19 protein-coding genes are annotated in these 24,081 nt (G+C 63.0%); 16 read left to right on the forward strand and 3 right to left on the reverse strand.

Translation table 11 applies throughout. The features are described 5' to 3' along the window. Positions 1-121: 121 nt before the first annotated feature. The 6 genes from GQ39_RS09045 to GQ39_RS09070 all read left to right on the forward strand — a co-directional run bounded on the left by GQ39_RS09045 (position 122) and on the right by GQ39_RS09070 (position 9,370). The gene (locus tag GQ39_RS09045) at positions 122-1,558 is read left to right on the forward strand and encodes a coniferyl aldehyde dehydrogenase (protein ID WP_047529020.1); all 1,437 of its coding nucleotides are present in this window, start codon (positions 122-124) and stop codon (positions 1,556-1,558) included. A 55-nt stretch (positions 1,559-1,613) separates the two neighbouring features. Continuing rightward, positions 1,614-3,266, forward strand: coding sequence for a methyl-accepting chemotaxis protein (locus GQ39_RS09050; RefSeq protein ID WP_047538655.1), 1,653 nt, complete (start codon positions 1,614-1,616; stop codon positions 3,264-3,266). Positions 3,267-3,376: 110 nt separating this feature from the next. After that, positions 3,377-4,948, forward strand: a complete 1,572-nt coding sequence (locus GQ39_RS09055) for an amidase (RefSeq protein ID WP_047538658.1) — start codon at positions 3,377-3,379, stop codon at positions 4,946-4,948. 230 nt (positions 4,949-5,178) lie between these two features. Beyond that, positions 5,179-6,888, forward strand: coding sequence for an FAD-binding protein (locus GQ39_RS09060; RefSeq protein ID WP_047529021.1), 1,710 nt, complete (start codon positions 5,179-5,181; stop codon positions 6,886-6,888). A gap of 8 nt (positions 6,889-6,896) precedes the next feature. Then, positions 6,897-8,594: an FAD-binding protein gene (locus tag GQ39_RS09065; protein WP_047529023.1), complete on the forward strand. Its 1,698-nt coding sequence runs from the start codon at positions 6,897-6,899 to the stop codon at positions 8,592-8,594. Continuing rightward, complete coding sequence (locus GQ39_RS09070) at positions 8,591-9,370, forward strand: SDR family oxidoreductase (RefSeq protein ID WP_047529025.1); 780 nt, start codon at positions 8,591-8,593, stop codon at positions 9,368-9,370. The genes GQ39_RS09065 and GQ39_RS09070 overlap by 4 nt, the downstream gene beginning before the upstream one ends. Before the next feature lie 125 nt (positions 9,371-9,495). On the opposite strand, the gene GQ39_RS09075 is transcribed toward GQ39_RS09070, so the two are convergent. Then, positions 9,496-10,281 carry an enoyl-CoA hydratase gene (locus GQ39_RS09075; RefSeq protein ID WP_047529026.1) on the reverse strand — a complete coding sequence of 262 codons (786 nt, stop codon included), beginning with the start codon at positions 10,279-10,281 and terminating at the stop codon, positions 9,496-9,498. 141 nt (positions 10,282-10,422) lie between these two features. Between GQ39_RS09075 and GQ39_RS09080 the strand changes: the two genes are divergently transcribed. From GQ39_RS09080 to GQ39_RS09125, 10 genes are all read left to right on the forward strand, one after another. Beyond that, on the forward strand, positions 10,423-11,211 hold the full coding sequence (locus GQ39_RS09080; RefSeq protein WP_047529028.1) for an SDR family oxidoreductase: 789 nt from the start codon (positions 10,423-10,425) through the stop codon (positions 11,209-11,211). 56 nt (positions 11,212-11,267) lie between these two features. Next, entirely contained in the window at positions 11,268-12,236 is a 969-nt protein-coding gene (locus tag GQ39_RS09085; RefSeq protein ID WP_047529029.1) for a bifunctional MaoC family dehydratase N-terminal/OB-fold nucleic acid binding domain-containing protein, read from the forward strand. A gap of 12 nt (positions 12,237-12,248) precedes the next feature. Then, on the forward strand, positions 12,249-13,382 hold the full coding sequence (locus GQ39_RS09090) for an acyl-CoA dehydrogenase family protein (protein WP_047529031.1): 1,134 nt from the start codon (positions 12,249-12,251) through the stop codon (positions 13,380-13,382). After that, positions 13,354-13,773: a MaoC family dehydratase gene (locus GQ39_RS09095; protein WP_047529032.1), complete on the forward strand. Its 420-nt coding sequence runs from the start codon at positions 13,354-13,356 to the stop codon at positions 13,771-13,773. The genes GQ39_RS09090 and GQ39_RS09095 overlap by 29 nt, the downstream gene beginning before the upstream one ends. Before the next feature lie 17 nt (positions 13,774-13,790). Beyond that, complete coding sequence (locus GQ39_RS09100) at positions 13,791-14,969, forward strand: lipid-transfer protein (protein ID WP_047529034.1); 1,179 nt, start codon at positions 13,791-13,793, stop codon at positions 14,967-14,969. 9 nt (positions 14,970-14,978) lie between these two features. Beyond that, the gene (locus GQ39_RS09105; protein ID WP_047529037.1) at positions 14,979-16,148 is read left to right on the forward strand and encodes an acyl-CoA dehydrogenase family protein; all 1,170 of its coding nucleotides are present in this window, start codon (positions 14,979-14,981) and stop codon (positions 16,146-16,148) included. 67 nt (positions 16,149-16,215) lie between these two features. Then, a complete protein-coding gene (locus tag GQ39_RS09110; RefSeq protein WP_047529039.1) occupies positions 16,216-17,433 on the forward strand; it encodes an acyl-CoA dehydrogenase family protein in 1,218 nt (405 codons plus the stop codon). Beyond that, complete coding sequence (locus tag GQ39_RS09115) at positions 17,430-18,572, forward strand: acyl-CoA dehydrogenase family protein (protein ID WP_047529040.1); 1,143 nt, start codon at positions 17,430-17,432, stop codon at positions 18,570-18,572. The genes GQ39_RS09110 and GQ39_RS09115 overlap by 4 nt, the downstream gene beginning before the upstream one ends. Before the next feature lie 147 nt (positions 18,573-18,719). Then, positions 18,720-20,399 carry a class I adenylate-forming enzyme family protein gene (locus GQ39_RS09120; RefSeq protein WP_047529042.1) on the forward strand — a complete coding sequence of 560 codons (1,680 nt, stop codon included), beginning with the start codon at positions 18,720-18,722 and terminating at the stop codon, positions 20,397-20,399. Between the two features lie 90 nt (positions 20,400-20,489). Next, on the forward strand, positions 20,490-21,872 hold the full coding sequence (locus tag GQ39_RS09125; protein ID WP_047529044.1) for a DUF1329 domain-containing protein: 1,383 nt from the start codon (positions 20,490-20,492) through the stop codon (positions 21,870-21,872). Positions 21,873-22,032: 160 nt separating this feature from the next. On the opposite strand, the gene GQ39_RS09130 is transcribed toward GQ39_RS09125, so the two are convergent. Continuing rightward, entirely contained in the window at positions 22,033-22,464 is a 432-nt protein-coding gene (locus tag GQ39_RS09130; RefSeq protein ID WP_047529047.1) for a nuclear transport factor 2 family protein, read from the reverse strand. Positions 22,465-22,533: 69 nt separating this feature from the next. Further along, positions 22,534-23,862 (reverse strand): spinster family MFS transporter, encoded by a 1,329-nt coding sequence (locus GQ39_RS09135; RefSeq protein ID WP_047529048.1) that lies wholly within the window; start codon positions 23,860-23,862, stop codon positions 22,534-22,536. Between the last annotated feature and the right edge of the window lie 219 nt (positions 23,863-24,081).

Consider the following 24,081-nt stretch of genomic DNA (forward strand, 5'->3'; position numbering starts at 1 on the left):
ACAGATTCAGGCGTGCCTCGTCCGATCGGACGAGGCGGCGCGGGGGCAGGCGGGGCTAGGGTGATGGCAAGCGCATCGGGCGCTTCCCGGCCATGGGGCCAGTACCTGCAAGGGGGCACGAATGAGTTCCGTCACATCATCCGTCGAGGGGCTTGCCAGCCTGTTATCCCGGCAAAAAAACGCATTCGCCAGCGCCGGTGCTGTGAGCGCGGATACCCGCCGACGCCGACTTCAGCAAGTAATCGATCTGCTGGTGCGCCACCATGGGGCGCTGACCGAGGCGATCGACCTGGATTTCGGCGGCCGGCCTGCCGGTTTCACGCTGATGAATGACGTGGTGGGTGCCCTGGCTTCGCTCAAATATGCGCGGGACCATCTGCAAGACTGGATGCAGGATGAACCGCGTGCGCCATTCGCGCCTTACGATCAACTCGGCGCCAAGGCCTGGGTGATGCATCAACCCAAGGGCACGGTCGGCATTCTCGGGACCTGGAATGCGCCGTTGTATACCTTGTTCAGTCCCCTGGCCTCGGTACTGGCAGCGGGCAACCGGGCAATCCTCAGGCCGTCGGACGTGGTACCGCGCACCGCCGAGCTTGTGGCGCAGTTGTTCGCCGAACACATCGACCCGCTGGAGATCGCTGTGGTCACCGGTGACGTCGAACTGGCCGAAGCCTTCAGCGCCCAGCCGTTCGATCACCTGGTGTACACCGGCAGTACCGCGACCGGGCGGCTGGTCATGCGCAACGCTGCGCTGAACCTGGTGCCGGTGACGCTGGAGCTGGGTGGCAAGTCGCCGGTCATCGTGACCGCCAGCGCCGACCTGAAAAAAGCCGCTTTCAGCATCGCCGTGGGCAAGGCCTGCAATGGCGGGCAGATCTGTATCAATCCGGATCTGGTGTACGTACCCAGGGCGCTGCTCGAATCGTTCCTCGACGCACTGCGTGCAACCTACCGCGAACTCAACCCTTCGGTGGCTGGCAACCCGGACGTGGTGGCGGTGGTCAACCAGCGGCATCTGGATCGGGTCGAAGGCTATGTACTGGATGCCCAGGCCCGGGGCGCCCGCATCGAGAGCGTGCCTGAACCCGTGGCGGCCAATGCCGATGATCGGCGCCGTCCGTTGCGCGTGGTAGTCGACCCGGCGCCGGACAGCGTGATCATGCGCGAAGAGATTTTCGGCCCGGCCATGGTGGTACTCACCTATGACGAGCTCAACTGTGTCCTGGACGACATTAATGCGCGTCCGCGTCCGCTGGCCCTGTATTACTTCGGCGAAGACCCGCAAGAGCAGCAATACGTACTGGATCGCACCGTGTCCGGCGGGGTCACCGTCAACGACGTAATGATGCATGCGGCGATGCACGACGCGCCGTTCGGCGGCGTCGGCGCTTCGGGAATGGGCCATTACCATGGCCACGAAGGGTTCCTCGAATTCAGCCACCAGCGCACCGTGTTCAAGGCGCCGGCCCATGACCCGCGTCGCGAATGGGGACTCTTGCCGCCGTACAGCGAGCACTTCCTGACGGCCATGCTGGCCAGCGTGACTGCCGACTGACCCCGTGCGGGGCGCTTCCGGCGCTACGCACGCTGCACGAGACAAGCCATTGTTCATGTTCAAGACAATCACGATCGCTCAGCGTCTGTGGCTTTGGGCGCTGTTGGCCACCTTGTTGTTCGTGCTGGCGGTCGGTTTTGGCGCCCACGGCCTGCAACAGGCGCGCGACAGCCTGCGAGCGATCAACGAAGACAACCTGGCGACGCTGCTGGTATTTGGCGAGGTCCGGCAGCGCCTCGATGAGAGCCGGCGCCAGGTCCTGCTCGCCATCCAGCAAGACCCCGAGGGCCCGTTGGTGGCGGCGTTCGATCGTCCCGTCGAAGCCACCTTGAGCGCAATCGAGACCAGCAATCGGTCGCTTGATCTGCTCTGGGCGCAGTACCGCCAGCGCACGCTGAGCAGTGAGGAACAACAGGCGGCCGACGCCTTTGCCGCGCATTACCAGGCCTGGAAGGACGAGTTGCAAATCCTTCTGGAAACGTTTCGAGCCGGCGACTTCAGATTGCCGGGCATTCTTTCATTCCTGCGCATGGCCGAGCCTGAGGGCGATGCCGCCGTGCTTGAGCTGGGCAAGTTGCAAGCGATCCAGCAGGCGGCGGCTGAGCACGCGTATGAAGCGGCGCAGCAACGCTATCGCTCGACCTTGATGGCGTATCTGGCATTGGCCCTGTTCGGTGTGTTCGCGGGCAGCCTGACCGCGTTTTCCACCCTGACCCGGCTCAAGCGTGCCTTTGCCCAGGCGGGCGCCAGTGTCCGCGCCATCGCCGCTGGCGACTTGTCCCGGACCATCGAGGTCAAGGGGCATGACGAGTTCTCGCGGATGCTGGGGGACATCGCGGCGATGCGTGACAACCTGCACAGGCTGATCTCGCAAATGCGCGTGCTGGTCAAACGTGTCAGTTCTGAGGCCAGGCACATGGCCGAGTCGGCGGAACTGGCCTCGTTGGCCACCCGGCAGCAGGCTGATGCGGTGCGCGGCATCTCCAGCGCGGTCGAACACCTGTCGGGGTCGATTGGCGAAGTGGAGAATCATGTGGGCATGTCGCGCAGCATCACCCAACACTCCGCAGCGCGTTCGGGCAAAAGCGAAGATTTTATCCGCGACATGGCCCGGGAGATGAACCGTATCAGCGATGTGATCAGCGAGACCGCGGTGCATATTCGTGAACTGGAAGGTTTTTCCGGTGAAATCAGCCATGTGCTCAATGTGATTCGCAGCATTGCCGAGCAAACCAATCTGCTGGCCCTGAACGCCGCTATCGAAGCGGCGCGGGCGGGAGAGCAGGGGCGTGGGTTTGCCGTGGTCGCCGACGAAGTCAGGATGTTGGCGCAGCGTACCGCCCGCTCGATTGGCGAGATCGATCTGACGGTGCAACGCATCCAGGAAGGTACGCTGGCGGTGGTCGACGGTATGGGCCGGGTGGTGGACCGGGTGAATGACGGGGTCAGCCTGGCGCATCAAGCTGGCGACTCGGTGGCGCAGATTCGCAGTGGCACCGATGACGTGATCCGAAGTGTCGACACCATTGCCACGGTAATCACTGAACAGGTGCGGGTGACCCGGGAAATGGTCGCGCGGGTCGACAGTGTCTCGGCGGGCACCGGCGCGCTGTCGGCCGGCGCCGGGCGAAGTGCGATTGCCGCGCTGGATCTGGAACAATTGGCGCAAGAGCTGGATCAGCTGTCGTCACGCTTCAATGTGGTTTGAATGCCTGGCGGGACAGGGTTGTTCGCCGAAAGAAAAAAGCCGTTTAATCACCCCTAAAACAATAATTGACAGGGCGCGAGACCATTATGCAAAACGACGAATACCGATTCATGACTGCCCAGCCATCCACTGCTTGCGACGCTGCGCAGAGTGGCTGGCCCCGTCGTAGCGTGCTCAAGGCCGGCGCCCTGGCCGTGGGGGTCGGCCTCCTCGGGCGATTCGCCGATGCCCGCTCCGAAGGACTGTCCAGCAGTGACTACCAGGGGCTGGACGCCTGGGCGATGGGCCAGGCGATCCGTAGTGGCGAGCTGCAACCGGCCGACTTGCTGGCCGCCGCGCTGGCGCGCTGCCAGGCGGTCAATGGCCGGGTCAAGGCGGTGAACATGCTGCACGAGGACTACGCCAGGGCGTTGTTGGCCCAGCGTCGCGCCGCCGGTACTGAAAAACAGGGCGCGCTGGCCGGTGTTCCGGTACTGATCAAAGACCTCAATACCTATCTGCAAGGCACCTCGACCAGCAACGGTTGCCGTTTATTCAAGGACGCGCCGCCCGCTGCCCGGACCAGTACCCTGATCACCCGCTACGAACAGGCCGGCGCCGTGCCCTTCGGCAAGACGACTTGTCCCGAGTTCGGCCTGACCACCACCACCGAATCCAAGCTGTGGGGGCAGACGTGCAACCCATGGAACCTGGCCATGAGCGCCGGCGGATCCTCCGGTGGCGCGGCGGCCGCAGTGGCGGCCGGCATCGTGCCCGTCGCCCATGCCACCGACGGCGGCGGCTCGATCCGCATTCCCGCGTCCTATTGCGGTCTGGTGGGGCTCAAGCCCAGCCGTTATCGCACACCCAGCGGTCCGGGGCATTTCGAAGGCTGGTTCGGTGCCAGTGTCGCCAACGTCGTCTCGCGCTCGGTGCGTGACACCGCGTTGTTTCTCGACGCGGGCCAGGGCCATGAGGTCGGTAGTGCCTATTGGAGCCCACCGCTGTTGCGGCCCTATGTCGAAGAATTGCAGCGCGAACCGGGCAAGTTGCGAGTCGCCGTGGTTCGCCAGTCGCTGACCGGTGCCGCGCTGGAACCGGCGATTGCGACCACGCTGGATCAGACCATCAAGCAGTTGCTGGGGCTGGGGCATGAAGTCGAGGAACTGACGCTGAACATCGACCCTGGCCAGTTGTTCGGCGCCCACGGCGCGGTGATTGGCACAGCTTTGCGTACGGCCATTCAAGACCGTGAACAGGTGCTGGGGCGGGCTGCCACCGCGCAGGACCTGGAGCAAATCACCCTGGTCAACCTTGGACGAGCCAAGATGACCACCGGCGAAGCCCTGTATCGCGCCCGGCAGTCGTTCGAAAGCATCGGCGCGACCATGGAGCAACCCTTCGAGCGCTTCGATGTGATCCTCTCACCGGTGACCGCCAACCTGACCCCGCAACTGGGCCTGTTGACGCTGGATCAGCCTTGGGACAGCTATGCCCATCACGCCATGGGTAGCGCCGGTTTCACCGTGTTGGCCAACGTCAGTGGGCAACCGGCCATTTCCCTGCCCCTGGGACAGAGCGACAGCGGCATGCCCGTGGGCATGATGTTCACCGCCCGCCTGGGAGGTGAAGATGGACTGTTGCGTCTGGCCCACCAGCTGGAACAAGACCGCCCCTGGGCGGCTAGGCGCGCAGTCCTCTGAGACACCGCACACCTGTTGTGGCGAGGGAGCAAGCTCCCTCGCCACAAAAAAGCGCTGTCACACCAAGCCATCCCTCGCAGCACCGGCAAGTGCCCTACGCACACACGCCTTCCTAGTCCGCTTTGACGATGAGCACGGCCCGTGCAGCCCCGATCATGGGTTGCACTCCGCCCGCGTTCGCGCAGCGTCGACGGCGGTTATTTCTGACCTCAGCTAATGGCACAATAATAATGACGGCTCAAGTTCAGTCTCAGACCCACTACGACGTGATTGTCGTTGGTTCGGGAGCAGGTGCAATGACGTCGGCGGTGTTCCTCGCCGACCAGGGTTTCAGCGTGCTGATCGTGGAGAAAAGCGATAAGTACGGTGGCACCTCGGCGATCTCCGGCGGCGGCATCTGGATCCCCAACAACCACTATTTTGCACGCCTGAACGGCAACGACGATTACGACACGGCGTTGCGTTATCTGAAGGCCGCGGCGGGCGATCAGGTTGAGGAAATCCGCCTTCGCACCTATCTGGACAACGCACCGAAGATGATCGAAGCGCTGGCCCGTACCAGCCGGGTGCGCTACGCGGTGGCCTCCAAATACCCCGATTATTACCCGCACCTGCCGGGCGCCTTGCCGGGCGGCAGGACGCTGGATCCGGAATTCTTCGACACCAGCCTATTGGGTGACGAACTGGTCAACCTGCGCAAACCATCGCCCTCGACGTTGCTCATGGGGTGCATCGCCTGGACCGCCCGCGATGCGCACAAGGTCATGGCGCGCAGTTTTGGCTGGCGCCTGCTCATCATGCGCCTGATGCTGCGATACAAACTGGACTTCAAATGGCGTCGTAAAAGCAAGATAGATCGGCGTGCTTCGCTGGGCAGTTCGCTGGTGGCGTCGCTGCGACGCTCGCTGATGGACCGCCATGTGCCGTTGTGGCTCAACACCGATTTTTCCGGGTTGCTCACCGAAGGCGGGCGGGTCAACGGCGTCACTGTGCGGCGTAACGGGGCCGAGATGCAATTGCATGCGCGCCATGGCGTGATCCTGGCGTCCGGTGGTTTTGAACAGAACCAGGCACTGCGTGAAAAATATCTGCCGCAACCGACCCGCATGGCCTGGAGTGCAACCCCTCCGGGGAATAACACCGGCGCGGCACTGGAGGCCGGGCTGGCGCAGGGGGCGGCCACTGCCTTGATGGATTGGGCCTGGTGGGCCCCGACCATCGCCGTACCGGGCGAGGAAAAACCCCGGGGGATCTTTGCCGAGCGCGCGTTCCCTGGCGCCATCGTGGTCAACAGCCTGGGGCAGCGCTTCGTCAACGAAGCCGCTCCCTACCTCGAATTCGTCGATGCCATGTACCGCGACAACGGACTCACCGGTGGCAAGTCGGTGCCGGCCTGGGTGATTTTCGACGGGCATTTCCGTTTCAACTATGCGATGGGACCGTTGATGCCAGCGCAGATCATGCCCGACAGCCGCTTGCGCAAGGAATGGCTGAACACCCTGTACTGGAAGGACGAGTCCCTGACCGGGCTGGCCAGGCAGATCGGTGTCGATGCCGTCGGTCTCGAAGCCACCGTGGTCAAGGTCAACGAGTACGCGCGCACGGGCAAGGACTCGGACTTCGGGCGCGGCGACAATGTGTTCGACCGTTACTATGGCGACAGCACCATCAAGCCTAATCCGTGCCTGGCACCGTTGCGCAAGGGACCTTACTACGCCATGCGCCTGGATGCGGGAGACATTGGCACCAAGGGTGGTTTGCTGACCAACGAACATGCACAGGTGGTCCGCGAGGACGGCGCGCCTATCGACGGGCTGTACGCGATCGGCAACTGTTCGGCATCGGTGATGGGGACCAGCTATCCGGGCGCCGGGGGCACCCTGGGGCCGGCGATGACCTTCGCTTATGTGGCCGCCAACCACTTGGCCAGCCAGCGATAGGAGGGGGTATGGCGACGTTCGATGACAGCTTTTGCACCCCGATCCAGACACCCTTGCAAGTCGCCGACAGCGGTGCATTGGTGTGGGACGAGCATTGTGATGTGTTGATTATTGGCTGGGGCGCAGCCGGGGCCTGCGCGGCGCTCGAGGCACGTGCCCAGGGCGCGGATGTGTTGATTGCCGACCGCTTTACCGGTGGCGGTGCCAGCGCCAAAAGCGGCGGGGTAGTCTACGCCGGTGGCGGCACTCGGCATCAGCAGGCCGCGGGCTATAACGACACACCCGAAGCGATGTTTGATTACCTCAAGCATGAAACCCGAAATGTGGTCAGCGACGACACCCTGCGGCGCTTCTGTGCCGACAGCGTCAGCAATCTCCAATGGCTGGAAAGTCACGGAGCGCCCTATGGTCACCGGATGCCCCCGGGAGGCAAGACGTCGTACCCGCCGGATGGCTATTTTCTCTACTACTCCGGCAACGAGCTGGTCCCCCAACACGGCGGGCCATTGCCGCCGGCACCCCGGGGACATCGTACCGTCGGCAAGGGGCAGTGTGGAGCCGTGCTGTATGGCCACCTCAAGGCCGCGTGTTTGCGTGCCGGGGCGCGGCCGCTGCTGCAAGCGGCGGCGAAACGCCTGGTGGTCGATGCTCAAGGCTGCGTGCTCGGTGCGGAGATCTGGTGCATGCCGCCCGACAGTGCGCAAGCGCAGTTGCATGCGCGCCTGGCCGCTCGTGCCGAGCGCTTGCAGAATTTCGCCCCGGGTTACTGCGGGAAACTGCGGGAGCGGATCGGCCAGCTCGAACGGAATTTCGCCCGGCCACGACTGGTTCGCGCCAGGAGCGGCGTCATCCTCAGTACCGGCGGGTTCATTTTCAATCGCGAGCTGATCAAGCGCCATGCGCCGAAATTCCAGCGAAATTTCAAAGTGGGTGCCACAGGTTGTGATGGCAGCGGCCTGCGGCTGGGGACCAGCGTCGGCGGTCAGGGCTCGGGGCTGGAGCGGGTCTCGGCCTGGCGTTTCATCAACCCGCCGTACAGTTGGCACAAAGGGCTGGTGGTCAATCGCGAAGGTCGGCGTTTCTGCAACGAAGAGGTCTACGGGGCGACCCTGGGGCAACCCTTGATGGAAGAGCAGGGTGGCAAGGCGTGGTTGGTGCTGGATGCGCCATTGCGCAAGAAGGCCATCCGTGAGGCCTTGTTTGGAGGCTATTGGTGGTTTCAAAGCTTTCCGGCCCTGGCCCTGATGCTGTTCAAGGTGCGCAAGGGCAAGCACCTGAGCGAGTTGGCCGACATTACCGGCATGAACGCGACGGCGCTGCGCGAATCGGTGCTGGCCGCCAACGCTGCAGCCCGTGGCGAGGCGCCCGATCCGTTCGGCAAGTCGCCGGGTGGGCGTCAGGTGCTTAATCATGGGCCGTTTTATGCCGTCGACATTTCCGTGACTAACCCGGTCTTTCCATTGGGTGCCCTCACGCTCGGCGGGTTGCGGGTGGACGAGGACAACGGCTCGGTGCTCGACGGCAACGGGCTGGCAATACCGGGTCTGTACGCCGCCGGGCGCACCGCGCTGGGCATTCCTTCGCACCTCTATATCAGCGGTTTATCCCTGGCTGACTGCGTGTTTTCCGGACGCCGTGCCGGAGCGGCCGCCGCCCGGTTCGTGGACCAACAGCAGCAGGCCTTTGCGCGAGAGACGACATCATGACGAACAACGACAACAACACGAATGGCCGTGTACACGGCAAGGTTGCACTGGTGACCGGAGGTGCGAAGGGCATCGGGCGGGCCAGCGCTCGCCTGTTGGCGGCGCATGGCGCCCACGTGCTGATCAGCGACCTGGATGTCGCGGCGGGTGAGGCCTTGGCCGCCGAGATCGGTCCGGCGGCGACCTTTATCCGGCATGACGCCAGCAGTGAGAGCGATTGGCGCGACGTCATGGCTCATCTGCGCGAGCAACATGGCCGGCTGGATATTCTGCTGAACAACGCCGGCATCCTCCTGCACGCCAACATCGAGGACGCGACTCTGCAGGACTGGCACAAGGTCATGCGGGTGAACGCCGACAGCGTATTCATCGGGTGTCGCGAAGGGATCGCGCTGATGAAGCAAACCGGCGGTTCGATCATCAACCTGTCATCGATCGCGGCCCTTGCCGGGCGCGACGATTACGTAGCGTACAGCGCGTCCAAGGGGGCGGTGGCGGCGTTGTCGCGTTCGGTGGCGGCGCTCTGCCGGCGCCGAAAATACCGGATTCGCTGCAATACGTTACACCCCGATGGCGTCCTCACCGACATGACCCGTGGCAGCTTCCCCCAAGGCCTCGACCCGACGCGCATGACCATCGACAGCGACCCTATGAACCGCATGTGCCTGCCCGAGGACGTCGCCGCCAGCGTGCTATTCCTCGCCAGCGACGAATCGCGGGCGATCAATGGCGTCGAGCTGCGCATCGACAGCGGGCAGATGATCATGAGTATCTAGCGGCCCGTCACGCGGTTTGTCTGCAGGCATGCAGACAGCCCGCGTGACCCTGGACGAGCATCGCGAGCAGGTGGACGCGTTGGTATTGGTACCATTGCCTGCGCTCTGTGGGAGCGAGAAAGGATTCAATCCCCCGTGAATCGAGCCGGGCGCTTTTCGATGAAGGCTTGCATGCCTTCTTTCTGATCGAGCGAGGCGAACAACAATGCATTGGCCTTGCGTTCCAGCGCCAGGCCCGCCTCCAGTGGCGCGTCCATGCCCGCCAGAATCACCTCCTTGATCTGTTCGGCCGCCAGGGCCGGCATTGCTGCGATGACCCGCGCCAGCTCCAGGGCGTGGCTCTGCACCTGGTCATCGTCGACCAGATCGCTGACCAATCCCGCCACCCAAGCCTCATCGGCGCTGATCGGCTGACCGGTGAGCGCCATGCGCATCGCCTTGACCTTGCCCACCGCGCGCACCAGCCGCTGGGTGCCACCAATGCCGGGCATGATGCCGATACGGATCTCCGGTTGGCAGAAGCGCGCGCTGCGTCCGGCAACAATCAGGTCAGCGTGCATCGCCAGTTCGCACCCCCCGCCATAGGCATAACCGCAAACCGCGGCGATCACCGGCTTCGGACAGTGCTGGATCGGTCCCCAGACCCGCTCGGTGTGACGCTTGTAGATGTCGATGGGACCGACCCCGGCCATGCTGTTGATGTCTCCTCCTGCGGCGAACACCTTGTCACCGCCCGTCAGCACAATGCATCGCACCTGGGGATCGACCGCCAGTTCACTGAAATAACGCGACAGCAGCGCCTGCAATTCCAGGCTCAAGGCGTTTGTCGCTTGCGGCCGGTTGAGCCGCAACAGCGCCACGCCCGGCAGAGGGCGTTCGAGCAGAACCGGTGCAACGGATGAATCGGACATGGGCATCCTCAAGGACCAGGCAACGTAGGAATGACCGCCAGTGTCCTGTTCGCACGGTTAAATTTTCATCGTCCGTTCAGACGTAGTTCGGCCCCGGATTCGTCCCTAGAGTGACCCTTGTCAGTAAACAAGGAGCACATGATGGAGCTGCATTCGAGTCTTGATTACAGCGGCAAGGTGGTGCTGATCACCGGTGGCACCAAAGGCATCGGCGCCGGTATTGCGCTGGGGTTTCTGGCTGCGAACGCACGGGTGATCGTCTGTGCTCGACGCGAGCCGGAACAGCTGCCGACGCTGGGCGGCAAGAGCGCAACCTTCATTGCCGCCGATGTGCGCGACCACGATTCCCTGCAACGGCTGTTTACCACCGTCGAGCGCGATTTCGGACGCCTCGATGTGGTGATCAACAACGCCGGCGGCAGCCCTGCTGCCGACGCGGCCACGGCCTCGCCCAGGTTTCATGAAAGCATCATCGGCCTGAATCTGATCGCCCCACTGAACGTCGCCCAGCACGCCAACCGGCTGATGCAGGCGCAAGTCCAGGGCGGTTGCATCGTCTTTATCGGCAGTATCAGTGCGTTGCGCCCCTCGCCAGGCACTGCTGCCTATGGCGCGGCCAAGGCCGGGGTCCTGGCGCTGGTGAATTCCCTGGCGGTGGAGTGGGGTCCCAAAGTGCGGGTGGTCACGGTCAGCCCGGGTCTGGTGCTGACTGAACAGGCGCATCTGCACTATGGCACCGAGGCCGGTATCGCTGCTGTCGCCGCCGGCATACCGGCGGCGCGCATGGCGGTTGCCGAAGACATTGCCAACGCCTGCCTGTACATCGCATCGCCTCTGGCCAGTTACGCCAGCGGTTGCAATCTGTTGCTGCATGGCGGAGGTGAGCGTCCCGCCTTTCTCGGGGCCGCCGCGCAGGTTCTGCCCACCTGATCGACCCGTGGCGGTGGCCGGGTCCGGCTGCCGCCTTCAATTTGAAGGAGACGACTTTGGCTGATCCACAATTGCTATCCGATGCGCGCGCCCTGGTAGGGCGCCAATACGGCCGCGTGTATGCCTGGGATGAAGTCAACGCGCCGATGGTCCGCCAATGGTGCGAGATCATGGGCGTGGACAACCCCGTCTACACCGACCCGGCGTTTGCCCTGGGCACCCGGCATGAAGGGCTGATCGCCCCGCCGGCCATGTTGCAGGTGTGGACCATGGAAGGTTTGCACGCCAACAATTATCCGCCTGGCTCGACCGACGAGAACCCCTACGAGGTGCTCAAGATCATGGAGGCCCACGGCTACATGTCGACCGTGGCGGTCAACTCCGAACTGACCTTCAGCCGACCGGTGCGCATGGGCGAGAAGCTGTACTACACCACTCGCCTGGACTCGGTCAGCGATGAAAAAACCACGGCCCTGGGCACCGGTTTTTTCGTCACCCTGGTCATGAGTCATTTCGCTGAAAAAGCGGGCGGCGATGAGCCGGTGGGCGAACTGTTGTTCCGCGTCTTCAAGTTCCGTCCTGCCAATGCCCAGGCGCCCGCCAGACTGGATGCCGCGCCAGCCAGGCCCAAGCGCCCGCTGCCGGGCATTAGCGATGACACGCGGTTTTTCTGGGAAGGCTGCGAGAAGGGCCAGTTGTTGATCCAGCGCTGCACCGCGTGCCAGACGCTGCGTCATCCACCAGCACCGGTGTGCATCGAGTGCCACAGTTTCGACTGGGACACGCTGCAAGCCAGCGGCCGCGCCACTTTGTATTCGTTCGTGGTCATGCACTACCCCGAAGTTCCGCCGTTCGATTACCCCAATCCCATCGGGTTGATCGAGCTGGAGGAGGGCGTGCGCCTGATCGCCGGCCTGGTCGGTATCGAACGCGAAAACCTACAGATCGGCCAGCGGTTGCAGGTCGAATTCCAGACCTTCGACGACCAGCAGACCCTGCCTTTGTTCCGGCCGGTAGACGCCTAGGAGCCAGTCACCATGGATTTCGAATTGAGTGAAGACCAGCGCGCCATCGCGCAGATGGCCGACAGCCTGTTTGTCGACCATTGCCATGACGACTACATGCGCCAGTGGGACGTCAGCGGCGAGCCGATGATGGCGCCGCTGTGGAAGCTGTGTATCGAAACCGGGCTGCAAGCGCTGGCCATTCCCGAAGAGCACGGCGGCAGCGGCCTGGGCATGACCGAACTGATGCTGGTGTTGCAGGCCCAGGGCAAGGCCCTTGCCCAGGTACCGTTGTGGCGCCATCAGCTGGCGGCCGCGACCCTGGCCCGTTTCGCCGCTTCGGGCAGTGCGCAATGGATCGCGAAGGCCGCGTCGGGCGAGGCATTGTTGAGCCTGTCGATTGACGGTTTGAACAGCGCCTTGGGGATCGAGCTGCAAGCCACTGCGTGTGCCGACGGCTGGTCGATCAACGGCCGGGTCGCGGCGCTGTCCCTGGGCGACCAGGCCCACGCTGCGTTGGTCGTGGTTCAGGCCAAGGGCGAACCGCGCTTGTTGTTGCTGGACCTGTCCGCGCCACAGATTCAGAAGCTTTCAGCCGTGTTGACCCACGGCGAAGCCGTGGCAGACCTGCATATCCAGGGCTTGACCGTGGAGGCCGGGGCGCTGCTGCCGGCCGAGGCCGTCGACTGGCTGGAGTTGCGCAGCGTGGCGGCGCTGGCCGCCTTGCAATTGGGCGTGAGCCAAGAGCAGGTCCGCCGCACCGTGGCCTATATCAGCGAGCGCCGACAGTTTGAGCGCGTCATCGGCAGCTTCCAGGCGGTACAGATGAGCATGGCCGACACCCACATTGCCGTCGAAGCATTGCGCACGGTGTTGTGGCAACTGGCCTACCGCATCGATGCCGGCCTGCCAGCACCTTCCGAAGCCTTGGCCACCGCCTGGATGGCCTGTGAAGCGGGGCACCGGATCGGCCACGTCACGCAGCATGTACATGGCGGGATTGGCGTCGACCTGACGTACCCGATCCACCGTTTTCTCTATTGGAGCCGTGGCCTGTGCCTTGCCCTCGGTGGTTCGGCGGCAAGCCTGGAACGCCTGGGCGACTGGCTCAACGATAACGACAAGCTGGGATGGAAATATGACCTCGAAGAACACCAAGCGCTTTGAAGACGTGCGCCCCGGCGAAGCACTGCCGGAACTGGCGGTGCCAATCACGGTGACCCTGATCAACGGCGGCGCGATTGCCACCCGCGATTACTTTCCCGGCCACCATGACGCGGACGCCGCCCGAACCCTGGGGTCGCCCCATGTGTTCATGAACATCCTGACAACCAACGGTTTGGTGCAGCGGTTTATCGAGCAGTGGACGGGCCCGCAGGCAGTCTTCACCTCGCTGAAAATCAAGCTTGGCGCACCGAACTATCCCGGTGATTGCATGACCTTCAGCGGCAGCGTCACGCGCCTCGACGCCGATACCCGCACGGTGGAAATCACCCTCGGCGGCAAAAATTCCATGGGCAACCACGTGACCGGTACGGTCGCAGTGGTCCTGCCCTGACAGCCGGAGAGACACAGATGACTGATTCATCGATTTCCGGGCGCGCCGCGATCGTTGGTCTTGGCGCAACCGAATTTTCCAAGAACTCCGGACGCACCGAATTGCGCCTGGCCATGGAAGCCACCTTGAGCGCGCTCAAGGATGCCGGCATCGACCCGAGCGAGGTCGAGGGGTTCAGTTCCTATTCCGTCGACAAGGTCCCGGAGTATGAAGTTGCCCGTTTGCTCGGTTGCAAGGACGTGAAGTTTTTCTCACAGGTGCCTCATGGCGGCGGTGCGGCTTGCGGACCGGTGATGCACGCGGCCATGGCAGTGGCGACCGGGATGGCGAAAGTTGTAGTGGTCTATCGCGCCATGAACGAGCGTTCCTGGTATCGCTTCGGCACCGGCAGCTACGGTTTCGCCTCTACGCCGACCTTCGATAACGTCAATTACGGCTGGTACATGCCCCACGGTTTCCACACGCCGGCGGCCTGGGTTGGCATGTTCGCCCAGCGCTACATGCACACCTATGGCGCGACCTCCGAGGACTTCGGGCGGATCGCGGTGGCGGCGCGGGATTTTGCCGCGACCAACCCCCAGGCGTTTTTCCATGGCAAGCCGATCACCCTGGAAGAACACCAGGCTTCGCGCTGGATCTGCGAACCCTTGCACTTGCTCGATTGCTGCCAGGAATCCGATGGCGCGGTGGCGATGGTCATCACCTCGGCCGAGCGCGCCCGTGACTTGAGACAGAAGCCGGTGACCATCAAGGCGGGTTCCCAGGGCATCAGTCACGGTCAGCAAAGCATGACCTCGTTCTACCGCGACGACATCACCGGTCTGCCGGAGATGGGCGTGGTCGCTCGCGAACTGTATCGCCAGTCGGGACTCGGTCCGGAGGCGTTCCAGACCGCCGTGATCTACGACCACTTCACCCCGTTCGTGATGCCGCAGCTCGAAGAGTTCGGTTTCGTAAAACGCGGTGAAGCCAAGGAGTTCATTCGCGCCGGGCACCATGCCCGTGGCGGCAAGCTGCCGATCAATACCCACGGCGGGCAACTCGGCGAAGCCTACATTCACGGCATGAACGGCATTGCCGAAGCGGTGCGCCAGGTGCGTGGCACGGCGGTCAACCAGGTGGCGGATGTGCAAAACGTGCTGGTCACCGCCGGTACCGGCGTACCTACCAGTGGCCTGATTCTCGGCTCAGCCTAAGGAGCAGCTATGTTCGTCGACCTCACTCCCGAACAACATGCCCTGCGCCACAAGGTGCGGGACTATTTCCAGGCCCTGATGACCCCGGACATGCGCGATCAGTTGCGCGGCAAGGAAGGCGGCGAGCTGTTTCGCCAGACCATCCGCCAGATGGGGCGCGACGGCTGGCTCGCGGTCGGCTGGCCCAAGGCCCATGGCGGCCAGGGCTACGCGGCCACCGAGCAGTTGATTTTCTTCGAAGAAGCCAACATCGCCGGGGCACCGCTGCCGTTCGTGACCATCAGCACCGTCGGCCCGGCCTTGATGACCCATGGCAGCGAGCTGCAGAAAGAACGCTTCCTGCCGGGCATTGCCGGGGGCGAAATCATGTTCGCCATCGGTTATTCCGAGCCCGACGCCGGCAGCGATCTGGCCGTGCTGAAAACCACCGCGCGCCAGGACGATGAAGGCTTCCTGGTCAACGGCAACAAGCTTTGGACCTCGGGTGCCGAATCAGCCGATTTCGTCTGGCTGGCGGCCCGCACCGATCCGACTCAGTTGCGGCACAAAGGCATTTCGCTGTTGATCGTCGACACCTTGACACCGGGTTTCTCCCACACCCTGATTCCGACCACCAGTATTCCGACCACGGCCACCTACTACGACAACGTGCGGGTGCCCAACGAGATGCTGGTCGGCGAGTTGAACGGTGGCTGGAAGCTGATTACCTCGCAGTTAAACCATGAGCGCCTTGGCTTGGGCACCTGGTCAGACAAGGTCGTGGCGCTGTTTCGCCGGGTCTACCTGTGGGCGCGAGCGCGCGACGAGCAGGGCCGTCGTGCCATGGACAAGGCCTGGGTGCGCAGCTCTCTGGCCGAGTGCTATGCGCGCCTTGAGGCGATGCGCCTGATCAACATGCGCATTGCCGCCGACCTGGAGCACGACCGTATGGACGTGGCCCTGAGCTCGACCACTAAGGTGTTCGGCTCGGAGTCGGCGATCGAGATCCTGCGCAAGCTGGCGTCGATCCTCGGTGCGAATGGCTCGATGCGCAGCGGCTCGGCAGCGACCCTGTTGCAGGGCGAGCTGGAGTACGAATTGCGCAGTTCGGTGACCCTGACGTTCGGCGGTGGCACCAATGAAATCCAGCGCGAACTGATCGCCCAGTTTGGTCTCGCAATGCCACGCACCCAACGCTGACGCTCGTCCATCAACAACAAAAAAAACCGTACTCGCCCCGCCACGGGGCGGGGCGAAGGGGACTCTCATGAGCACTATCGAGCAATTCCGGCACGACACCCGTGCCTGGCTGGAGGCTAACTGTCCGCTGTCGATGCGCACGGGCATGGCTGAAGGCGATGTGGTGTGGGGTAGCCAGAACCCGCAGTTTCCCTGCGAAGACGCGCGCCTGTGGTTCGAACGCATGCGCGACAAGCGCTGGTTCTGTCCCGAGTGGCCGGTGGAATACGGTGGCGCGGGCCTGAGCGACGAAGAGCTGGCGGTGCTGGAAAGTGAAATGCGCCGGATCAAATGCCGGCCACCGCAGATCAACCTGGGCATCTGGATGCTCGGGCCGGTGTTGCTGGCGTTTGGCAGCGAAGAGCAGAAACGCGACTTGCTGCCGCCGATCGCCCGGGGCGAAGTGCGCTGGTGCCAGGGCTTCTCCGAACCGAACGCCGGTTCCGACCTGGCCAGCCTGAAAATGGCCGCCCGCGATGCCGGCGACCATTTCGTGGTGGACGGCAGCAAGATCTGGACGTCCTACGGCGACAAGTCCGACTGGATGTATGCGCTGGTGCGCACGGACTTCAGTGCGCCGAAACACGAGGGCATCAGCCTGATCGTGCTCGACATGCGCAGCCCCGGTGTCAAGCCACAGCCGATTGATTTGATCAGCGGCAAATCGGCGTTCTGCCAAGTGTTCTTCGATGGCGTGAAGGTGCCCAAGAGCCAGTTGATCGGGCCATTGAACGGCGGCTGGAACCTGGCCAAATACCTGTTGCAGCACGAACGCAAGGCGATGTCGAAGTTCGGCGAGTTCAGCTTGCCATCGCATTTCGACCTGCTGGCCCTGATGCGCGAATACGTACCGGCACCGCAAAGCCAAAGCGAATATGCGCTGCAGGCGCGGGCCACGGCCTGCGCGATGAACGAGCAGGCCTATAACCTGACCGTGCAGCGCATGGGCGAAGAGGCGCGGGCCGGCGATGACATCGGCGGCCTGATGTCGATCATGAAGCTGGTGCACACCGAGCAGGAGCGCGACAAGTTCGAGGTCTTGCTCGATGCCATGGCAGGGCATGCCTTCGGTTGGCAATGCCCGGCGTTTAGCGAGCAGCAACTGGCTATCACCCGAGCCTGGCTCAACAGCTACGCGTTGACCATTTCGGGGGGCGCCTCGGAAATCCAGCTCAACGTCATCGCCAAGCGCGTGCTTGGCTTGCCTGAAGCCAAGAAGCCTGCCGTGAAAGGAGCTCAGTCATGAGCCTGCGTTATAGCGATGAACAGCGTTTGCTGGCCGACAGCGCGCGGGACTTTCTTGCCGCCCGCAGCCCGGTCAGTGTCCAGCGTCGACTGCGCGATGAGGCCGTGCAAGCGGGTTTCGACGCGCAGCTATGGCGCGATGCCGTCGAGCTGGGCTGGAGTGCGATTCCATTTCCGGAAGACTTCGGCGGTCTGGATTTCGGCTGTAAGGGCCTGGGGCCGATTTTCGAATCCATGGGCCGCAACCTGTCCGCCACGCCTTTGCTTTCCAGCGTGGTGCTTGGCGGCTCATTGCTGCACCTGGCGGGCAATTCAACGCAGCAGGCGCAATGGTTGCAAGCGGTGATCGGTGGCGATCGGCGCCTGGCCCTTGCCGTGGACGAACGCTCGCGCCATGAGCCGAGTCACATTGTTCTTGAGGCGAAGGCCGAAGGGCAGGGCTATCGCTTGCACGGCGACAAGTACTGGGTGGTCGACGGCCTGGGCGTCGATGCCTATGTGGTGGCGGCGCGTACGTCCGGACAACCGGGCGACACCCGTGGCATCAGCCTGTTCCTGGTGCCCGCCAATACGCCGGGCCTGACGGTGAGTGCCTTGTCGCTGATCGATTCACGCAATTGCGCACGCCTGCAACTGGAGGGTGTGCAACTGGGGAGCGATGCGCTGCTGGGTACGCTGGACGAAGGCTGGACTGCGCTGGAAACCGCGCTGGACCGGGGCCGCGCCTGCCTGGCCGCAGAACTCCTGGGGATGGCCGAGCAATTGTTCGAAACCACCCTGGAGTACCTCAAGACCCGCGTGCAGTTCGACACGGCGATCGGCACTTTCCAGGTCCTGCAGCATCGCGCCGCGAAAATGTATGTCGACCTGGCGCTTAGCCGCAGCGCCCTGATGGCTGCGCTCGCGACCCTGGATGACGCCAGCCTCGATGTCGGCGCGCGCGCACGACTGGTCAGCCTGGCGAAATGGAAAGCGGGCGATACGGCAGTCAAGGTCGCCAACGAAGCGGTGCAAATGCACGGTGGCATTGGCGTCACCGACGAACTGGATGTCGGCCTGTACCTCAAGCGCGTCCGCGTTGCACAGAGCTGCCTGGGCGATCGGGATTTTCATTGCGAACGCTACGCCGCCCTTGCGTAGGCGCCAGGCTTGCCGGCGAACGGGATGACGCGGTGTACCCGATACACCGCTTTCGCGGGCAAGCCTCCCCCCTGCAAAGGCGTCGTACCCAATTTGGAGATTCACCGCACACCCACGGGTCTTCCGCCCGTTCTGGAGAAAATAAAAATGAGCATTGAACGCTGGCAAACCGCGTGGCGCCAATTGATCGCCCCCGGTTCGCCCTTTGAAGTGGTGACGCCGGAAGATGGCGCACCACGCTATTTTCGTCACGCTGCGTGCGACCTGTTGCAAGTGATCGACGCGGGTCGGGTCCACGGCGACCGTGAGTTTCTTGTCTGGCAGTCGCAACGCCTGACCTTCAATCAGTATTACGATCAGGTTGATCGCCTGGCCGGGCAAATCGTCGCTCGATTCGGCCTGCAACCGGGCGAGCGGGTGGCGATTGCCATGCGTAACCAGCCGGCCTGGCTGGTGGCCTTCGCCGCGATCCTGCGCTGTGGCGGTGTATGTGTGCCGCTCAACAGTTGGGGGCTGCGCGATGAGCTGCAATACGCGTTGCAGGACAGCGGCGCGCGCGTGCTGATAGGCGACGAAGCGCGCCTGGACACCTTGCGCGAAGACCTGGCGCATGAGCAGCGGGCGACCATTGTCGTCGGTGCGCAGGGCGTTTTGCCTGAATACTGCCTGCGTTATGAAGACCTGATCAGCGAACCGGCTGTCGCGTTGCCAGCCCGGGAAGTCGACCCTGATGCGCCAGCGCTGATCCTCTACACCTCGGGCACTACCAGTCGTGCCAAGGGCGCGGTGTCCAGTCACCGGGCGATCTGCCAGGCGCTGGCCGCGCTGGAATTCCAGGGTGCGTTCTGCGCCATGAGTTCGCCCGAGCGAGTCGGCGTGGTGATCAACAGCGGTTTTGCCCCCACGACCCTGGCGGCGGTCCCGCTTTTCCATGTCAGTGGCTTGCATGCGCAGTTCTTGTCGGCACTGCGCGCGGGTCGACGCTTGATGCTGATGTACAAGTGGGATGTCGAACGCGCCATCGACCTGATTCGCGACGAGCGCTGCACCCAGTTCAATGGCGCACCGATGATGATGCAGCAATTGCTCGCCTCGCCGCGTTTCGGCAGCGAGCAAACCGCCAGCCTGTTTGGCCTGGGCCTGGGCGGCGGTGCGTCATCGGCCAGCGTGCTCGACGACATGCTCAGGATCAAGCCCGATGTCATTGGCGGTGCCGGCTATGGCCTGACCGAAAGCAACGGGATCGGCGCGGCGATTGGTGGCGATCCGTTTGTCTACAAGCCGGCATCGGCGGGATGGGCGCTACCGATCGTTGATATCCGCATCGGTGACAGCCCCGACCAGGCGCAGTCGGTGGACACCCGCGGCGTGATCTGGCTGCGTTCGCCAACACTGATGAGCGCCTACTGGAACCTGCCCGAGGTCACCGCGCAAAGCCTGCGCAACGGTTGGCTCGACACCGGCGATATCGGCTATCTCGACGATGAGGGATTTCTCCACATCACCGGCAGGGTCAAGGAACTGATCAACCGCGGAGGCGAGAAGATTTCCGCCGCCGAGATCGAAACCTGCGTCCTTGATATGCCTGGCGTGCTGGAAGCGGCGGCGTTCGCCATTGCCGACCCGCTGCTGGGCGAAACGGTCGGGCTGGCTGTGCATGGCCAGGCATCGACGTTGCCTGGGGAGGCGCAAGTCTGCGCCTTCATCGCCAAGCGTCTGGCCGCCTACAAAGTGCCGGCGCAGGTGTACCGGGTACTCCAACCCTTGCCCCGCAATGCCACTGGCAAGGTGCTCAAGGCGCAACTGCAAGAAAGTTTGGGTGCCTGACGCCTTCTTAGTCTTTCCGGACGATGTTGGGGCCGGCAGAACACGAACAATGGGTCATCCACAGAGCCTTATCAGCGTAGGAGGCAACACATGAAAATAACAAGAACAGGTCTCATGCTCGCGGTCGCATTCACAGCCAATAGCGGGTTGACGGGTTATGCGTACGCCGAGGTATCACCTGAGGAAGCCGCCAGGCTGGGCAAGGATCTGACGTGCGTCGGCGCCGTGCAAGCGGGTAACGCCGAAGGCACCATTCCGCCTTATACCGGCAAGTATCTGGGTGAAGTGCCGGGCTGGAATCACGTGAAGTACTCCGGTGACCAACCCGTTGATCCTTACGCAGCCGAGAAGCCGATCCTGGTGATCACTGCGCAGAACATGAGTCAGTACGAGTCGCACCTGACCGAAGGGCAGAAGGCGCTGCTCAAGAAGTATCCGACCACCTACAAAATGAACATTTACCCGGGCCACCGGGATTTCCGCTACCCCGATTACGTCTGTCGCCGCGTGATGGACAACGCGCTACACGCCAAACTGGTCAATGATGGCGCCGGTTTCACCGGGATTGGCCAGGTACCGTTCCCGATCCCGAAGAACGGCACCGAAGTGTTGTGGAACCACCAACTACCGGCACGTGCCTACACCGAGGAAAAAACCACGGATCTGGCCTCGGTCCTGCCCAACGGCAGCATCGGCTGGGGACGTGCGTACGCGCGTAACCTGTCGTTGGCGAACTCGCCGACCGCCGACTCGCGGACCGAAGAAAAGCTATCGGCCATGAGTAACAACATGACCCTCAAACCGGCCCGAGACAACGGCACCCTCAGCATTGCCCATGAACCCTACAACTACGGCACCGATGCGCGTCAGGCCTGGTCCTACAGCCCATCAACCCGGCGCGTACGGCAATTGCCGGGCTACGGTTACGATCAGCCAATGATCGGCACCAACGGCACCATGACCGTCGACGAAGACCGTTTGTTCAACGGTTCACCGGAGCGCTATACCTGGAAACTGATCGGCAAGCGCGAGATCTACAGCCCGGCCAACGCGTTCAAGGCGAACACTGGAACCGTCAAGTACGCCGACATCCTGACACCCAACCACCCCAATCCTGATTTCATGCGCTATGAATTGCGCCGTGTGTGGGTGCTGGAAGCGGACTTGAAGGAAGGCTTTCGCCATGTCTATGGCAAGCGCGTGCTGTTCATCGACGAAGACACCTGGAACGCGGTGATGGCCGACAACTACGACGCCCGCGGGCAGCTGTGGAAACACGCCATGATCAACTACTTCTACCACCCGGACATGAGCGGCTGGCAGGCTGGTTCGCAGTTCTTCATGGATCTTAACTCCGGCCAGTACACCGGTTATGGCATGACCAACGAGTCGAAGAAGGGGCCAATCCTCAACGAAGGCAAATTCACCCCTGACCAGTACACCGCAGACGCGGCGCGGGCTATCGGGCGGTAATCATTTCGGTAGTGTCCGTTGACCAAGCCCTGCCGGTTTCCGGCGGGGCTTTTTTACGACTGTCTCATCGGTGGTGAGTGCACCGCATCGCAGCCTGGCAGATGACTTTCTTGACCGCGCCTTGCGCCGTGAGGAAAACCTGCAGGCGCTGGCCCGTTACCTACACCACCAGATGCGCCTTCAAGTCCCCCAGCATGTCCAGTTTCGAATAATCACGAAAGCTGAACCGCCATGCCCCATCGACACGTTCGAATTCATCCAGATAACGCCCGGCGGCGATGGGCTGCAAAGGCAGGTCTTCAGTTGCCTGCAGCACCGTGTAACAGGCGCGTATCGTCGCCGTTCCCGACGCCTCGTCAATGTCGATGATGGGGTTGCTGATGACGTGTCGGGTGCGCGGCGTGCCGCAGGGGTAGAGCTTGATTCGCTGCTGCCAGAGGCGCAGCAGGGCCGTGTGATCAATGAAATGCTGACTGTGGACCTTGATGCGGGCATGACGGAACAGCTCGGCGGCCTCGACCAGTTGTCCGCTGTCCATACACTCGGCGTAGCGGTAGAGCAGGTTGCAGATCTGTATCGCGCTGGTGCTCATGGCAATCCTCAAAAAAAAGCCGCTGGAACCCGACAGGGATTCAGCGGCGAGATGTCGCGGGGAGGGGGCTCAGGCCGTGACGGTTCGGACCGGTGCTGGCAGCACGGCGGGGTTCTTGATCTGCTGGCGATAACGCGGCAGTGCCAGCGCCAGAAACACGCTGGCCAATGCCAGCATCGACACCGACGAGGCGAGGGCATAGCGCAGGGATTCAGCGCCCATTCCTTTCACGTAAAAATCGCTCAGCATGCCCACCAGCAATGGCCCGATACCGACACCCAGCAAGGTCATGGACATCAGGAAAATCGACGTGGCCTGGGCCAGGCGCGTGGCGGGGAACAGGTGAGTGATAGCGCTCAGGCAGGGAGTTGCCCACCAGACGCCAAAGAAGCCGAAGACGCTGTAGAACAGGAAGGCTTGCGGTATCGCGATACCGCCGATGATGAACGCCGTGCCTTGCGGCCAGAGGAAATAGGCCAGGGCGAAGGGAATGCTGATCAGCGTGCCCAGCAAGGGCACGCCGATTTGCCAGCCGGCATCGCGTCGGGCCATGCGGTCGGTGAGTATGCCGCACGTCAGGGTGCCGACGGTCGCCCCCGTACCGCCGACAACCCCCACCAGAAATCCGGCCTGTTGCAGATTGAGGCCATGGGAGCGGATCAGGAAGCTCGGGCTCCAGGTGCCGATGGCGTAACCGGCAATAGCTGCCGCGCCGCCGGCAAGCACCAGACACAGGAAGGATGGCATGCGAAACAGTTCAGCCAGGGTCTTGACCCAGTTGTCCTGTTGCGCCGGGACAACGCCCAATGGCGTCACGCGCTGGGGTGAACGCACGGTCAGCAATAGCAGCAAACCGAGGAAAATCCCGGGTGCACCGATCAGCAAGAACGCGTAGCGCCACCCGTGGTGCTGGGCGATCCAGCCCCCCAGCCCGAGTCCCACGATTGCCCCCAGGCTGGAACCGAGCATTAGCACCGACAGCGCGGTGGAGCGGCGATTCGGCGGGTACAAATCCGAAACCATGGCCACCGACGGTGCCGTGCCGCCGGCTTCACCGACGGCCACGCCGATCCGCGTCAGCACCAGGCTCAGGAAATTGCCGGCCATGCCGCAGAGCATGGTCATCAGGCTCCAGGCGATGCAGCTGAAGGCAATCACTGGCTTGCGCCCGATGCGATCCGAAAGGCGTCCCAGCGGGAATCCGAACACGGTGTAGAACACCGCGAAGGTCACGCCGGAAAGCAGGCCGATGCCCGTGTCGGAGATACCGAATTCGAGCTTCACCGGCTCGATCAGGATCGCCATCAACTGTCGATCGATGTAATTGAACACATAGATGCTGGCGAGCACGAAGAGCGCGTAATGCGTTCGCCATGTCACGGGTGGGGATTGATTCACTGCGGGTGCTCCCGGTCTTGTTCTGGTTGTCGCGATGCTCGGTCGGTCGCGGCTTTTTTTCATCGTCCGTTCAGACCATCTTTTCGTCCCCGGCCAGGTCGCCGGAAACGGTTATCGGGTTGCGCATGAACGATGCGGCACCGGCATCGCCTTGTCGATAGCGAACCTAGTCTTGTCGGACGATGTTTCGCCCGCGTTCAACGTCAATCATTCAGCGCA

Source organism: Pseudomonas sp. 11/12A, from assembly GCF_000800055.1.
In the GTDB taxonomy this organism is placed as follows: Bacteria; Pseudomonadota; Gammaproteobacteria; order Pseudomonadales; family Pseudomonadaceae; genus Aquipseudomonas; species Aquipseudomonas mohnii.

Bases quoted from the DNA above. Each gene is read 5' to 3' on its own strand.
- GQ39_RS09045 (WP_047529020.1), top strand. From the start codon at position 122: ATGAGTTCCGTCACATCATCCGTCGAGGGGCTTGCCAGCCTGTTATCC.
- GQ39_RS09050 (WP_047538655.1), top strand. From the start codon at position 1,614: ATGTTCAAGACAATCACGATCGCTCAGCGTCTGTGGCTTTGGGCGCTG.
- GQ39_RS09055 (WP_047538658.1), top strand. From the start codon at position 3,377: ATGACTGCCCAGCCATCCACTGCTTGCGACGCTGCGCAGAGTGGCTGG.
- GQ39_RS09060 (WP_047529021.1), top strand. From the start codon at position 5,179: ATGACGGCTCAAGTTCAGTCTCAGACCCACTACGACGTGATTGTCGTT.
- GQ39_RS09065 (WP_047529023.1), top strand. From the start codon at position 6,897: ATGGCGACGTTCGATGACAGCTTTTGCACCCCGATCCAGACACCCTTG.
- GQ39_RS09070 (WP_047529025.1), top strand. From the start codon at position 8,591: ATGACGAACAACGACAACAACACGAATGGCCGTGTACACGGCAAGGTT.
- GQ39_RS09075 (WP_047529026.1), bottom strand. From the start codon at position 10,281: ATGTCCGATTCATCCGTTGCACCGGTTCTGCTCGAACGCCCTCTGCCG.
- GQ39_RS09080 (WP_047529028.1), top strand. From the start codon at position 10,423: ATGGAGCTGCATTCGAGTCTTGATTACAGCGGCAAGGTGGTGCTGATC.
- GQ39_RS09090 (WP_047529031.1), top strand. From the start codon at position 12,249: ATGGATTTCGAATTGAGTGAAGACCAGCGCGCCATCGCGCAGATGGCC.
- GQ39_RS09095 (WP_047529032.1), top strand. From the start codon at position 13,354: ATGACCTCGAAGAACACCAAGCGCTTTGAAGACGTGCGCCCCGGCGAA.
- GQ39_RS09100 (WP_047529034.1), top strand. From the start codon at position 13,791: ATGACTGATTCATCGATTTCCGGGCGCGCCGCGATCGTTGGTCTTGGC.
- GQ39_RS09105 (WP_047529037.1), top strand. From the start codon at position 14,979: ATGTTCGTCGACCTCACTCCCGAACAACATGCCCTGCGCCACAAGGTG.
- GQ39_RS09110 (WP_047529039.1), top strand. From the start codon at position 16,216: ATGAGCACTATCGAGCAATTCCGGCACGACACCCGTGCCTGGCTGGAG.
- GQ39_RS09115 (WP_047529040.1), top strand. From the start codon at position 17,430: ATGAGCCTGCGTTATAGCGATGAACAGCGTTTGCTGGCCGACAGCGCG.
- GQ39_RS09120 (WP_047529042.1), top strand. From the start codon at position 18,720: ATGAGCATTGAACGCTGGCAAACCGCGTGGCGCCAATTGATCGCCCCC.
- GQ39_RS09125 (WP_047529044.1), top strand. From the start codon at position 20,490: ATGAAAATAACAAGAACAGGTCTCATGCTCGCGGTCGCATTCACAGCC.
- GQ39_RS09130 (WP_047529047.1), bottom strand. From the start codon at position 22,464: ATGAGCACCAGCGCGATACAGATCTGCAACCTGCTCTACCGCTACGCC.